Source organism: Nocardia sp. SYP-A9097, from assembly GCF_009649815.1.
Lineage (GTDB): Bacteria > Actinomycetota > Actinomycetes > Mycobacteriales > Mycobacteriaceae > Nocardia.
Genome location: NZ_WJIC01000028.1, coordinates 1 through 14731 on the forward strand (window position 1 = coordinate 1; position 14731 = coordinate 14731).

Annotated in this window: 6 protein-coding genes; 2 read left to right on the plus strand and 4 right to left on the minus strand. The window is 68.6% G+C overall.

Features of this window, described 5'->3' with window-relative positions:
• Together GFY24_RS33765 and GFY24_RS33770 are read right to left on the minus strand one after the other, a co-directional pair.
• Nucleotides 1-1405, minus strand: a 1405-nt coding sequence (locus GFY24_RS33765) for an acyl-CoA dehydrogenase family protein (RefSeq protein ID WP_153809183.1), incomplete at its 3' end; no start/stop codon positions are given.
• Between the two features lie 34 nt (nt 1406-1439).
• A complete protein-coding gene (locus tag GFY24_RS33770) occupies nt 1440-6881 on the minus strand; it encodes a type I polyketide synthase (RefSeq protein WP_153809184.1) in 5442 nt (1813 codons plus the stop codon).
• 179 nt (nt 6882-7060) lie between these two features.
• On the opposite strand from GFY24_RS33770, the gene GFY24_RS33775 reads away from it, so the two are divergent.
• Nucleotides 7061-7759 carry a TetR/AcrR family transcriptional regulator gene (locus GFY24_RS33775; protein WP_153809185.1) on the plus strand — a complete coding sequence of 233 codons (699 nt, stop codon included), beginning with the start codon at nt 7061-7063 and terminating at the stop codon, nt 7757-7759.
• A gap of 67 nt (nt 7760-7826) precedes the next feature.
• Nucleotides 7827-8186 (plus strand): hypothetical protein, encoded by a 360-nt coding sequence (locus GFY24_RS33780; RefSeq protein WP_309231653.1) that lies wholly within the window; start codon nt 7827-7829, stop codon nt 8184-8186.
• A 3-nt stretch (nt 8187-8189) separates the two neighbouring features.
• On the opposite strand, the gene GFY24_RS33785 is transcribed toward GFY24_RS33780, so the two are convergent.
• Together GFY24_RS33785 and GFY24_RS33790 are read right to left on the minus strand one after the other, a co-directional pair.
• Complete coding sequence (locus GFY24_RS33785) at nt 8190-9437, minus strand: FAD-dependent oxidoreductase (RefSeq protein ID WP_153809186.1); 1248 nt, start codon at nt 9435-9437, stop codon at nt 8190-8192.
• Entirely contained in the window at nt 9438-14717 is a 5280-nt protein-coding gene (locus GFY24_RS33790; protein WP_153809187.1) for a type I polyketide synthase, read from the minus strand.
• Nucleotides 14718-14731: the final 14 nt, after the last annotated feature.

Genomic DNA, 14731 nt, shown 5'->3' on the forward strand with positions numbered 1-14731 from the left:
CACCGCGGTCGCGGGCGATCTTGCGGAAGAAGAAGTCCTGCGCCTGGATGGCGGTGGTGCCCTCGTACAGCGAGTCGATCTTGGCGTCGCGGATGTACTGCTCGATCGGGTAGTCCTGCAGGAAGCCCGAGCCGCCGAAGGTCTGCAGCGAATCGGTCAGGTACTGGTAGGCGCGCTCGGAGCCGACACCCTTGACGATCGGCAGCAGCAGATCGTTCAACCGCGCCGCCATCTCCGGATCGGCACCCGAAACCTGTTCGGCCACAAGGGGATCCTGATGGGCAGCGGTGTAGAGGTAGATGGCGCGCAGGCCCTCGGCGTACGCCTTCTGCATGGCCAGCGAGCGGCGCACGTCCGGGTGGTGGGTGATGGTCACGCGGGGCGCGGCCTTATCGGTCATCCGGGTCAGGTCGGCGCCCTGGACGCGGGTCCTGGCGTAGTCCAGCGCGTTCAGGTAACCGGTCGACAGGGTGGCGATGGCCTTGGTGCCCACCATCATTCGAGCGTTCTCGATGACGTCGAACATCTGCGCGATGCCGTTGTGCACCTCGCCGACCAGCCAACCCTTGGCCGGAACACCGTGACCGCCGAAGGTCAGCTCACACGTCGCCGACACCTTCAAACCCATCTTGTGCTCGACAGCGGTGACGAAGACACCGTTGCGTTCGCCCAATTCACCTGTCTCGGTGTTGAAGTGGAACTTCGGCACGAAGAACAGCGACAGGCCCTTGGTGCCCGGTCCCGCGCCTTCGGGGCGAGCCAGCACCAAGTGCATGATGTTCGGAAACAGGTCATCGGAGTCACCCCCGGTGATGAACCGCTTCACACCCTCGAGATGCCAGGAGCCGTCCTGCTGCTCGACGGCCCTGGTGCGGCCCGCGCCGACATCGGATCCGGCATCCGGCTCGGTGAGCACCATGGTGGCACCCCAGCCCTGTGCGATGGCGATCCTGGCCCACTGCCGCTGCTCCGCGGTGGCATTGTCGTAGAAGATTCTGGCGAACTGCGTCCCGGCCATGCCGTACATGAACGCGGCCGGCTGCGCGCCCAGGACCAGCTCGGCGATCGCCCAGAACGCGGCGCGCGGTATCGGCGCGCCGCCGAGCTCGGCGGGGAGTCCGAGCTTGTCCCACCCGCCGTCGGACAGTGCGCGACAACTCTTCTTGAACGACTCCGGCAGCAGCACGCTGTGCGTATCGGGGTGGAACACCGGCGGATTGCGGTCGGCATCGGCGAACGACTCACCCAGTGGGCCCTCGGCCAGTCGGCGGACCTCGTCGATCATCGCCCGGACGGTGTCCGCGTCGAGATCACCGAACGCACCGGAGTCGAGAATCCGGTCCAGGCCCAGCACCTCGAAGAGATTGAATTCCAGGTCGCCGACATTGCTTTTGAAGTGTGACATTCGAGCTATCCGTTCAAAAGTGCGGGTAGGTCCGTTATTGCGGAATCCGGCCGAGCTCGTGATCGATGAAATCGAAGACATCGTCGACCGATGCGGCCTCGATCTGATCGATGACCTCGGACTGCGGACTGTGCCCGGCCTCCCACGAGGTGACCAGCGACTTGAGCCGCCGCAGGATCCGCGCCCGCTCCTCAGCACCGTCCGGCGCGTCCGCCAGAATGAGCTCCAGCTTGCCGATCTCATCGATAACCTGCTGTGCCACATCGGATTCCGCGGGGGCAGCCTGCGCCAGCAGATACCCGGCGATCGCATCGAGCGTCGGATAGTCGAAGACGAGGGTCGCGGGCAGGCGCAGACCGGTCGCCGCGTTGAGCCGGTTGCGCAGCTCGACCGCGATCACCGAATCGAAGCCCATATCCTTGAACGGCAGGCTCGCGTCGATACTCTCGGGATTCGGCGCCGCGAGCACCGCCGCGATATGCGAGCGGACGGTCCGCGAAACCAGCACGCGCTGATCCTCCGGCGCCAAACCGGCCAATTGCGCGGTGAGATTCCCGCCGGTCGCGGATTTGGTCCGGGCCGCGGGCAGCAGCGACAGCAGCAACGGATCGAGCGTGCCGGTATGTTGCTGATCGCGGAGTGTGCCGATATTGATCGGTGTCGCCAACAGGGCCGGGCGCGTCGTGGCAAGCGCCGCGTCGAACAGCGCGAGACCCGCGTCCGTGGACATCGGTTCCAGACCGCTACGGACGATACGATCCTTGTCTATCTCGCTGAGAGTCCCTGTCAGAGCACTCGTTTCGGCCCAATAGCCCCAGGCGAGGCTGGTCCCCGCCAAATCCTGATCGCGGCGATGAGACGCCAGCGCGTCCAGGAAGGTATTCGCGGCCGCGTAATTGGCCTGCCCCGCATTGCCCAGCATTCCGCTCGCGGACGAGTACAGCGCGAATATCGCCAGATCCAGGTCCGCCGTCGCCTCGTGCAGATGCCACGCGCCGTCGACCTTCGGCGCCAGCACCCGATCCAACTGCTCGACCGTCATCGCGGTCGCCACGGTGTCGTCGAGAACACCCGCCGCGTGCACCACGCCGGTCAATCCGTCGATCCCCCGGACCAGGGCATGCACCGCCTCGGCATCGCTCATATCGCAGGCCAGGATCGATACCTGCGCACCCAGCCCGGTCAACTCCGCCCGCACCCGCTCGGCCTCCGGCGTCTCCGGACCCCGGCGACTGGTCAGCACCAACCGGCGCACGCCGTATTCGGTGATCAGATGCCGCGCCGTCAACGCGCCCAAAGTGCCGGTGCCACCGGTGATCAGCACCGCCCCCGTCGGCTCCGGTACCCGGCCGCCCGCACTCGGCACCCGAGCAAGCCGCGGTGCCAGTAGCGCTCCCGACCGCACCGCCACCTGTGCCGCCGCACCGGCCACCGCCCGAGCCACCACTCCGGTATCGACCGGGCCATCGAGGTCCAGCAGCACGAACCGATCCGGATGCTCGGCCTGCACCGACCGAAGCAATCCCCACACCGCCGCACCGGCGAGATCCGTGATGCGATCGGCACTGTTCGCGGCAACCGCGCCCCGGGTCACCACCACCAACCGCGACTCCGCGAAGCCCGGCTCCCCCAAGAACGTCTGGACCAAACCCAATACCCGTGCCGCCACCGTATGGACCTCGATCGGCACCGCACCCGCACCCGCGGCGATCGGCACCACGACCAGCCCCGGCTGCTGCGCGGCACACGCCACCAAATCCGCCACCTCCGATCCGGGCAGCACCAGCGGCACCGCGCCCGACCGGCCCACCGTGACAGGGACGGGAGCCCATTCCACGCCGTAGAGCTGCCGCGGTCCGCCGGCGCGCAACGCCGCCAGTTGATCGGGCGAGATCGGCCGCACCACAAGCGATTCCACACTTGCCACGGGCGTGCCGAGCGAATCCGCGAACTGCACCTTGACCGCATCGGATCCGGTGGTGCCCAGGCGCACCCGCAGCGTCGTGGCACCGGTGTCGTACAGGCGGACACCAGACCACGCGAACGGCAGCCGCACACCGGCATCGTCATTACCCATGATCGCGAGAATCAGCGGGTGCATGGCCGCGTCGAGCAAGGCGGGATGGACTCCGTACCCGGTCGCGTCGGCCCCCTCGGGCAGGGCAACCTCGGCATAGGTGACCCCGTCGGCCCGCCAGGCCGCCCGCAGGCCCTGGAACATCGGTCCGTACTCGTACCCCTGTGCGGCGAGTGTGTCGTAGAGCCCGTTCACTTCCAGCGGTTCCGCGCCCCGCGGTGGCCAGGTACGGGCCCAACTCGGGTCCGCGCCCGATCCGTCCGCCGGGACCAGGACGGCCGTCGCGTGCCGGGTCCATTCGCCGTCGGCGAGCCGCGAGTGCAGGCTCAGCGCGCGGTGACCGGAGTCGGCGTCGGTAATCCTGACCTGGATCTGGACCTGTTCCCCCGGTTGCAGCGGCAGCGGAGCCTCCAGCATCAACTCCTCGACCTGCGCCGTATCGGTGCGGGCCGCGGCGTGCAGGGCGAGATCGAGAAACGCGGTGCCCGGCAACAGCACCGTGCCGAAGACGGCGTGGTCGGCAATCCAAGGCTGGTCGGTCAGTGACAGCCTGCCGGTGAACAGCCAGCCGTGCCCATCGGGTAGATCGGTGGCGGCACCGAGCAGCGGATGATCCGCCGCGACAATGCCCAACGCGGACGCGTCACCACCCTCGTCCGGCGTCGCCAGCCAATAGTGCCGATGGTCGAACGCATAGGTGGGTAGATCGATAATCCCGCCACCGGGGATGACACCGTCCCACTCCGGACTGTGGCCATAAAGATGAGCCTGTGCCAGGGCGATCATGAACTGATCGAGGCTGCCGTTGTCCCGGCGCAGCGAGCCGATCGCCACGCCGTTCTCGGTACTCGCCGCAGTGTCCGCGACAGCCCCGGTCAGGATGGGATGCGGACTGATCTCGATGAATACGGAGTGCCCGGCCTCGACCAATGTGCTGGTGGCCTGCTCGAACAGTACGGGGCCGGCCAAATTGTCGAACCAGTACCGTGCATCCAGACCCCCGGTATCGAACCGTCCACCGGTCAAGGTCGAGTAGAAGGGCACCTGCCCCGACCGCGGCCGCACCGGCGCCAGCTCGGCCAGAATCCGCTCCTCGAGCCGAACCATATGTGGGCAGTGCGAGGCGTAATCCACCGCGATCATCCGCGCCCGCACCCCGTCGGCCTCGCACCCGGCCACGAAACCCTCCACCTGTCCGGAATCACCCGCGATCACCGTCAGAGCCGGTCCGTTCACCGCCGCCACATGCAGATCCCGCTCGGGCAACGCGTCCAGCCGCTCGCGAACCATGGCCTCGGACAACGAGATCGACGCCATCCTGCCCGTCCCGGCCAGCTCCTTGATCGTTCGCGACCGCAATGCCACCACCCGCGCCGAATCCTCCAGCGACAGCGCCCCGGCCACGAACGCGGCGGCGATCTCACCTTGCGAATGCCCCACCACCGCAGCGGGTTCGATCCCGTACGACCGCCACAGCGCGGCCAAGCCGATCATCACCGCCCACAGCACCGGCTGCACCACATCGACCTGTGCCAGCAACGCCTCATCGTCAGAATTCAAGACCTCCAACAGGTCCCATTCCACGAACGGCGACAACGCCTGCGCACATGCCCGCACCTGGATCTCGAACGCCGGGGCCGACGCGAACAATTCGCGGGCCATCCCCATCCATTGCGAACCCTGTCCGGGAAAAACGAATACGCATTTGCCGGCGCGCTTGGCGGCCGGGCCGTCGGACCGGTGCACGAACGCCGACGGGACCCCGTCGGCGAGCGCGTCGAGCGCGGCGATCACCTCGTCGCGACCGGCCGCGACCACCGCGGCCCGATACTCGAACGCGGCACGCGTGGTCACCAGGGAGTACGCGATATCACGCAGACTCGGTTCGGGATGGGTCAGCAGATGGTCCCGCAACCGCGCGGCCTGGCCGAGCAAAGCCTGTTCCGTCTTGGCCGACAACACGATCGGCAGCACGGCGGGTGCCGGCTCGGGTTCCGCCGCGGCAGGCAGATCCGGCGCCTGCTCCAGGATCACGTGCGCGTTGGTGCCGGAGATACCGAACGAGGACACCCCGGACCTGCGTGGCCGCTCGGCCGATACGGGCCAGCCGCGTTCCTCGAGCAGCAGTGACACCGCGCCGGAATCCCAGTCGATCTCGTCATTGGGCACACCCACATGCAAGGTCTTCGGCATCACGCCGTTCCGCATCGCCTGCACCATCTTGATCACGCCACCGACACCCGCGGCCGCTTGCGCATGCCCGATATTGGACTTCAGGGACCCCAGCCACAGTGGCGAACGCGGATCGCGTCCCTGCCCGTAGGTCGCCAGCAGCGCCTGCGCCTCGATGGGATCACCCAGCGGGGTGCCTGTCCCGTGTGCCTCGACGACATCCACGTCGTCGGTGTTCAACCCGGCGTCGGCCAGCGCCTGGCGGATCACCCGTTCCTGCGACGGTCCGTTGGGTGCGCTCAAGCCATTGCTCGCACCGTCCTGGTTCACCGCACTGCCGCGCACGACCGCCAGCACCCGATGGCCGCGCGCCTTCGCGTCCGAAAGCCGTTCGAGCGCAAGCATTCCGACACCTTCGGCCAGTCCGGTGCCGTCGGCGTCCGAGCTGAACGCCTTGCAGCGGCCGTTCGGTGCCAAACCACGCTGTCGGCTCATACCGAACAGCACATTCGGCCCCGCCATGATCGTCGTTCCACCGGCCAGCGCGAGCGAGCATTCATTGCTCCGCAGCGCCTGCACCGCCAGGTGCAATGCCACCAGCGACGAGGAACACGCGGTATCGACGGTCATCGCGGGACCCTCGAAGCCGAGGGCGTACGACACTCGACCCGACGCGACACTGCCGGTGCTGCCGGTGAGCTGATACGCCTCGGTGTCCGTGGTCCGAGCGCGGCCCCACCCGTAACCGTGCATGATCACGCCCGCGAACATGCCGGTCCGGCTGCCCCGCAGAGCGCGCGGATCGAGACCGGCGCGCTCGAGCGCCTCCCACGAACATTCGAGCAACAGCCGCTGCTGCGGATCGGTGGAGACCGCTTCACGCGGGCTCATCCCGAAGAATTCGGCGTCGAACTCGGCCGCGTCGAGCAGGAACCCGATATCCCGGCAGTAGACCTTGTTCAACGCGTCGGGGTCGGAGTCGAACATCCCGTCCAGATCCCAGCCGCGGTCGGTGGGGAACTCCGTGGAGATGGCGTCGCGGCCGTTGGCGACCAGCTCCCAGAGATCCTCCGGCGAGGCCACTCCGCCGGGGAACCGGCAGGCCATTCCGACGATCGCGATCGGTTCATGGCGCTTGTATTCGGCGTCCTGCAACCGCTTCTTCGCCTGGCGCAAATCGACCGTCGCGCGCTTGAGGTAATCACGGAGTTTGTCTTCGTTGTTCATGCGCAGCGCACTTTCTACTATTCAAACCCGCTGTTGTGTCTCGGATAGTCCCCCGCACCTTTCGAACAAGAATGACTCCCCGGGCTAAAGCCTTGCTAACTGAATTCTTGACTTCGACTGTGCGAGAGCGGGACTCGCGGTGATTGACAGTGCGCGCGTCGCGATGGCACCCTCACGTGATGGCCGGAAGTCCCAGAGAGCGTGCGCGAGCCCGGACCATGGCCGAGATAACACAGATCGGGCGCGACCATCTGACCAAATACGGTGCCGCGGCACTGTCGGTGCGGGCGGTCGCACGCGATCTCGGCGTCGTATCGTCGGCGATCTACCGGTACGTCAAGAGCCGCGACGATTTGCTCACCCTGCTCGTCGTCGAGGCCTACGACGAACTCGGCGACGAAGTCGACGCCGCACTCGCGCTCGCACCCGCCGATGACGCACGCGCGCGATTCCAGGCCATCTGCTGGGCGGTGCGCGCCTGGGCACTGCGCGAACCCGCAAGGTACGCACTACTTTTCGGTTCACCTGTGCCCGGCTATCACGCGCCGCGCGAGCAGACCGTCGGCCCGGGGACCCGGGTGATCGGCGCGCTCATCGCCGTCTATCAGCAGGCGTGGGCCTCGGGTGCGGTGACATTGCCGGCGACCGTCACGGTCCCGCCCGCACTGCGCGCGAACTTCGACGCGATCCGTTCCTCGTTCGACATCGACACCCCGGACCCACTCATCGCGCGCGGCGTCCTCGTCTGGGCCGCGCTGTTCGCCGTGGTGAACTTCGAGGTCTTCGAACAGTACGGGCCCACCACATTCGGCGACCTCGAGGCGCTGTTCGCCCATCATCTCGACGTACTCACCGAAACCCTCGGATTCCCGCTTTAGCCGCGCTTAAGCAGTGCGATCGAGAATGGATCCGGCATCTGATCGGCAGTCGAAAGAAGGAGTCTTCGTGGTGGTGCGGAAGCAGTTCTATCGTGTAGTCGAAGGAGCGCTGAACAAGGGGGTGCGCGCGCTGTCCGACTCGGGCCGGTGGAGCCATCTCGTCGACTGGGGCATCGTGGTGATCACCTACACGGGCCGCCGGTCGGGACGGTCATTCAGCACACCGGTCGGATATCTGGCCGGACCCGGCGCCGACCAGATCACCATCGGTGTCGAACGCCCCGGCGACAAGACCTGGTGGCGCAATTTCGTCGGGGCGGGTGGCCCGCTCTCGGTGCGTTTGAAGGGGACCGAGCGGGCCGCGCACGCGGTGGCCCACCAGGACGGCGGCAAAGTCACCGTGACCGTCCAGCTCGCACAACCCTGACCGTCACCGTCCCAGAAAAGCTCCCTGCCGCCGGAGCTCCCGCTGTACCGCGGCCGGATCGGGGCCGCGGTACAGCAGTGCGGCGGCCACACCCGCGGCGTGACCGGTGGCGAACGCGGTACCCATCGCCCGCAGCGATCCACCGGCGCCCTGATCCCCGTCGACGACGCGACCCGCCGCCAGCAGGTTGACCACGTCCGCGCTCTGCAGGATCCGCAGCGGAATGTCGTAATAGCCGTCATCGGTGACGAATTGCCACTCCGGCGGTTTGCCCCGTCCCGGATGGTATTCGATGGGCCAGGCGCCGAGGGCCACCACATCGTGGAATCGCGCCGAGCCCAGCACCTCGGCGCTGGAAAGGCGATAGCGGCCCGTGATGTGCCTGGATTCGCGGGTCCCGAATTCCGGACCCGTCCCGACGATGTACGCGTCCGCGCAGCCGGGAATCGTCCGCAGCACCTCCAGATACGCCGCGGCCTGCCGGCCGGAGCTGGTGACGGCCCGGCCGTACGACACCGGATCGCGCACGTCATAATCCTCGTCCACGACATAGGCGATGACGTCGCCGGATATCGGCAACCGGGCGACCAGACCCCGGTCGGCGTACAACGGCCCGGCCGCACCGCGCAGTTTCGCGGTGGTGATGGCCGCCGTCATACTCGCCCTCGTCACCTCCGCGCCGGCGGCGATGCCGCCGAAACGCACACCCAGGGTACCGTTCTGCACGCGGCCCGCATTGCCGTAGCGCACCTGCGCACCGGCGAAGGCCGCGAGGTCCGCCTCACCGGTCGCGTCCACGAACGCCGCACCCGAATAATGGTGTACGCCACGATGATCGGCGACATCGATCGCGGTGATGACATCGCCGTCGCGCCGCGCGCCGACCACCTGGCTGAGCAGACGCACGTCCACACCGGCGGACGCGCACAGTGCATCGAGTACCCACTTGACCGACTCCGGATCGAAAACGACTGCGACAGAAGTGAATCGGGTCGGATCCGAGATCGCCGAAACCTTGCGCAGCTGCTGGATCACCTCCTCCGCGACGCCGTACACGACCTGCCTCGGCGGATCCTCGCGCGTATAGATGCCGCAGTACGTCAGGACATTTCGCAATGTCGCCGCACCACCGAGACATGGACCACGTTCGAGCAGTAGCGTCCGGGCGCCGGCACGCGCGGCACCGATGGCCGCCGCCACCCCCGCGGAGCCGCCACCGGCGACTATGACGTCATATCGTTGCGAACTCATTCAGCTCACCGGCTCGACATCGTTCCAGAAGCCCTCGGACAGCGTGCCCGCCGTCTCGCGCCCGAGCGCCATATTCACCAGATCCTCGGCTCGCATCGCCACGATCGTGGCCTCGTCCACGTCCTCGAATCGGTCCACGCTCGGCATGACCGGTGCGTTGGCATCGAGCGGCACGCGCTCCCGCGGTTCGAGCTCCGCGGTGAGATGGGTGGCGAGCGCCACCACCGTCGGATGATCGAAGACCAGCGTCGCGGCCAGCCGCAACCCGGTGGCGGTGGCGAGCCGATTGCGCAGGTCCACGGCGGTGAGGGAGTCGAATCCCAGCTCGTTGAAGGCCCGCTCGGCCGGGACATCGCCGGCCCCGTGATGGCCCAGCACGATGGCCACCTGCTCGGACACCAGGTCCAGTACCGTCCGGTGCCGATCCCGCTCGCTCAGCGCGGCGAGCCGCTCGGCGAGCGCGGGTTCGGTGCCGGATGTTCGGCCGGAGTTCCGCCGGGGAGCACGCACCAGGGTCCGCAACAGCGGCGCCGCGGCTGCCGAACCCAGCACCCGGCGATCGATCCGCAGGGCCGCCACGACGGGTGTTTCGACCGCGCACGCGGCGTCGAACAGGGCCAATCCCTGTTCGTCCGAGAGCGGCAGGACGCCGGTCCGGGCGATTCTCGCCATATCGCCGTCGTCCAGGTCGCGCGTCATGGCGCCGCGCCGAGCCCAGATGCCCCAGGCAATCGACACCGCGGGCAACCGATGCGCGCGCCGGTATCGCGCCAGACCATCCAGGAAACCGTTCGCGGCAGCGTAATTGGCCTGACCCGCCGCGCCCAGAGTGGCGGTCGCGGAGGAGAACAGGACGAATCGCGTCACGGGTAGGTCCGCGGTCAGCTCGTGCAGATTCCACGCGCCGTCCACCTTCGGGCGCAGCACCCGATCGACCTGTTCGGGCGTGAGCGACTCCAGCAATCCGTCCTCGACAATGCCCGCGGCGTGCACCACCGCGGTCAGCGGATGCGCGGTGGGGATGGACCGCAGGGCCGCCGCCAGCGCGGTTCGGTCTGCGACATCGCAGGCGACGACCGAAACCTCGGCAGCCAGGCCGGTGACCCACTGGGGTGCCACCGCCGTGCGTCCGACCAGCATCAGGTGCCGCACACCGCGATTCACCAGATGTTCGGTGAGCAACCGTCCGATCGTGCCGCCCGCGCCGGTCACCAATACCGTTCCGGTCACATCCCAGTCGGCGAGACCGGTGGGCGCGGCCGTCACCAGGCCCGGGGTCCAGGCTCGGCCCGCCCGCACCGCGACCTCCGCATGGCCGCTCGGCATCGGATCACCCACGGCCCCATCGGTATCCACCAGGACGAACCTGCCCGGGTGTTCGGCCTGCGCCGCCCGGACCAGACCGCACACCGCTGCCGCGGCCGGGTCCGCCGTCTCCGCCGCACCCGGAACCGCCAGCCCACCGTGGGTCACGATCGTCAATGGCGGATCGCCCATCCCGGCCGTTGCCAGGCGTGCGCGCAGGCGGTCGAGGGTCGCGGTGACCGCCTGCCGCACACAATCGGCGCCCGCCTGCCGCGGGCGTACATCGAACCGTTCGCCGACCAGTAGATCGGTGTACTCCAATGGTTTCCACTCGACGTGGAACAGGGCGGCACCGTCCGAACGGTGGCCGCGCAGCTGGTCGGCGGCGATCTCCCGCAGGGTCAGTGATCCGATCGACAGGACCGGCCTACCGTGTTCGTCCGTCGCGGCGATCGAGACCGACTCCGGGCCGATCCGGGTGATCCGCACGCGCAGCACGCCGGCCGCGCGGCCCCACATCCTGACATCCGACCAGGCGAATGGCAGCCGAGTCCGCGGTGTGGCCCCGGTATCGACGGTCAGGATGGCATGCAGTGCCGCGTCGAGCAGGGCCGGGTGCATCTCGAAGTCGCCGACCTCGCCCTCCTGCTCGGGCCGCAGCACCTCGGCGAAGATCTCGTCGCCGAGCTGCCATGTCGCGCGCAGTCCTTGGAAGGCTGGGCCGTACCACAGCCCGGAGTCGCCGGGCCCGGGATAGAACCCCGTCGGTGTCGACGGCTCGCCACCCGGCGGCGGCCATACCCCGATCGGCTCCGCCGTTGGTATGCCTGCGCGCTCGGCCAACCAGCCGGTCGCGTACTCGGTCCACTCATACTCCGGCGACTCCGGAGACCGCCCGTGTATGCCGACCGGTCGGCGGCCATCCGGATCGGGACCGCCCACCCGCAGCTGTATCCGCACCACGCCGGTATCGGGCAGGACCAGCGGCGCGACCACGGTCAGCTCGTCCAGGACGGCGCAGCCCACCTCGACACCCGCACGCAATGCCAGCTCGACGAAGACCGCCGCCGGGACCACCGGGCTGTCGAAGACCGTGTGATCGAACAGCCACGATTGTTCCCCGTGCCCCAACTCTCCGGTCAGCAGCAACTCGTCACCGGCCAGTCGCAATGCCATTCCGAGGAAGGGATGGTCCAGGCCCGCCGCACCCGGGGCGGCGGCCGCGTCGCTCCGGGCGTCGAGCCAATACCGTTGCCGCTGAAAGGGATACGTCGGCAGGTCGAGGTAGCGTGCACCAGTCCCGGCAAACAGCACGGCCCAGTCCACCGGGACACCCGCGGTGAACACCGCGGCGACGGCGGCGACCGCGGACCGCACCTCGTCCACTCGCCGGCGCAGCATCGGCACAGCGCACAGCGGGGGCTGCCCATCCGCACCCGACTCGCGGGCCGCTCCGGTGAGCGCCGATCCCGGCCCCACCTCGATCACCGTATCGACGCCCGCGGCCCGCAACCACCGCATTCCGTCCGCGAATCGGACCGTGGCGCGCACGTGCCGCACCCAATACTCCGGAGTGCGCAGCAGGTCCGGATCCGCCGGTTCACCGGTCACATTGGACAGGATCGCCAGGACCGGCGCGTAGTAGGTGAGACCGGCGCAGACCCGGGCGAACTCGCCGAGCATGGGCTCCATCAAGGGGGAATGGAAGGCGTGACTCACCGTCAGCCAGGTGGTCCGCGCGCCCGCGGCCGTCGCCGCCGCGGCGAAATCGGTGAGCGCCCCCGCCGCACCGGAGACCACCACCGACCGGGGTCCGTTCACCGCGGCCACCGTCGCGACGCCGGCGACCTCGGTCAACCACTCCGACACATCGGCCTCGCCCGCCTCCACGGCCAGCATCGCGCCGCCCTCGTCGAGCGCGTCCATCAGCCGGCCTCGCGCGGCGACCAAGGTGGTGGCATCGCCGAGGTTCCACACACCTGCCAGATGGGCCGCGCTGATCTCACCGATCGAGTGACCTATCAGGAAATCCGGTGTCACACCCCAGGATTCGAGCAGGCGATACGAGGCCACCTCCACCGCGAACAGCGCGGCCTGGGCATATCCGGTCCGGTCGAGCAGACGAGCCGCGCCAGTGCCGGGTTCGGCCAGCACGACCTCGGCCAGCGACCGCGGCAGCTTCCCCTCGAAATGCGCGCAGACCTCGTGGAATGCGGTGGCATAGGCCGGGAAGGCGGCGATCAGCCCGGCGCCCATACCGACCTGTTGGGCGCCCTGCCCGGGAAACATCATCGCCAGCGCGGGGGCCGCCGCCGCTTCCCCGGACACCACGAGCGGCGATTCCCGGCCGTCGATCAGGGCGGCCAGCCCGGCCGCCAACTCGTGACCGTTCGCGCCCAGCACCACGGCCCGATGCGAGAGGCGAGCGCGCGTGCCGACCAGTGAATGACCGATATCGAGGGCGGACGGTTCGTCGGGTGCCGTGCTGCGATCCCGCAGGCGAGCGGCCTGGGCCGTCAGCGCCGCGGCGTTCCGCGCCGAGAGCACCCACGGGATCAAGGCCGGCGCCGACACGGTCGCCGCCGGTTCCTCGGGTATCGGCGCCTGCTCCAGCACGATATGCGCGTTGGTGCCGCTCACCCCGAAGGACGAGACCGCGGCGCGCCGCGGTCGGCCGGATGACGGCCACGGGTGCGGCTCGGTCACCAACCGCACCTTGCCCGCCGACCAATCCACATGCGGGGACGGTGCGTCCACATGCAGCGTCGCGGGCACCCGGCCTGCCCGCATGGCCTGCACCATCTTGATGATGCCCGCCACCCCCGCCGCCGCCTGGGTGTGACCGATATTCGATTTGATCGAGCCCAGCAGCAATGGCGCCTCCCGGTCCCGGCCGTAGGTCGCCAGCAATGCCTGCGCCTCGATCGGGTCGCCCAGCGGTGTCCCCGTCCCGTGGCCGTCGACCACGTCGATATCCGCGCCAGCCAACCCGGAACGGCCGAGCGCGTCCCGGATCATGCGCTGATGCGCCGCTCCGCTGGGAGCCGTCAGGCCGTTCGACGCACCGTCGGAGTTGACCGCCGACCCGCGAAGCAGCGCCAGGATTCGATGCCCATTGCGCTTCGCATCGGAAAGCCGTTCCAGCACAACCATTCCCGCGCCCTCACCGAAGGCGGTGCCATCGGCCGCCGCGGCATAGGACTTGCATCGGCCGTCCGCGGCCAAGCCACGTAGCCGGGAGAACTGGGCGAACGATCTCGGTGTCGGCATGATGGTCACGCCTCCGGCCAGCGCCAGATCACACTCCCCCGCGGTCAGTGAGCGAGCCGCGAGATGGACCGCGACCAGCGAGGAGGAGCAGGCCGTGTCGACCGTGATGGCCGGCCCGTGCAGTCCGAGCGCGTAGGCCACCCGCCCGGAAATCACACTGGCGTCGCTTCCCGTGCCCAGGTGCCCCTCCAACTCCGAGGGGAACGCGCGCAGCCGTGCGGCGTATTCGTGGTACATCGCACCCGCGAAGACCCCGACCTGGGAGCCGCGCACCTCCTGCGGGTTGATGCGCGCGTATTCCAGTGCCTCCCAGGCGATTTCCAGCAGCAACCGCTGTTGCGGGTCCATCGCCAGCGCCTCGCGCGGACTGATACCGAAGAACGCGGCGTCGAAATCCGCCGCGCCGTGCAGGAATCCGCCCTGGCGCGCATAACTGCGCCCCGGCCGGTCGGCGTCGCCATCGAACAGGGTATCCAGGTCCCAGCCGCGGTCGACCGGGAAGTCGCCGATCACATCTCGGCCCTGGTCCACCACCTGCCACAGCTCCTCGGGGGAGTTCACATTCCCCGGGTACCGGCAGCTCATCCCGATCACGGCCACCGGCTCGCACCGCGCGTCCTCGAGTTCGGTCACGCGCCGGCGCAACTCCAGCAGTTCCACGGTGGCACGCTCGAGATAGTGCCGAAGCCGCTCCTCGTCCGACATGCGGATCGCCTCCT

Coding starts and splice junctions, on each gene's coding strand:
- GFY24_RS33770 (WP_153809184.1), bottom strand. CDS start 6,881: ATGAACAACGAAGACAAACTCCGTGATTACCTCAAGCGCGCGACGGTC.
- GFY24_RS33775 (WP_153809185.1), top strand. CDS start 7,061: ATGGCCGGAAGTCCCAGAGAGCGTGCGCGAGCCCGGACCATGGCCGAG.
- GFY24_RS33785 (WP_153809186.1), bottom strand. CDS start 9,437: ATGAGTTCGCAACGATATGACGTCATAGTCGCCGGTGGCGGCTCCGCG.
- GFY24_RS33790 (WP_153809187.1), bottom strand. CDS start 14,717: ATGTCGGACGAGGAGCGGCTTCGGCACTATCTCGAGCGTGCCACCGTG.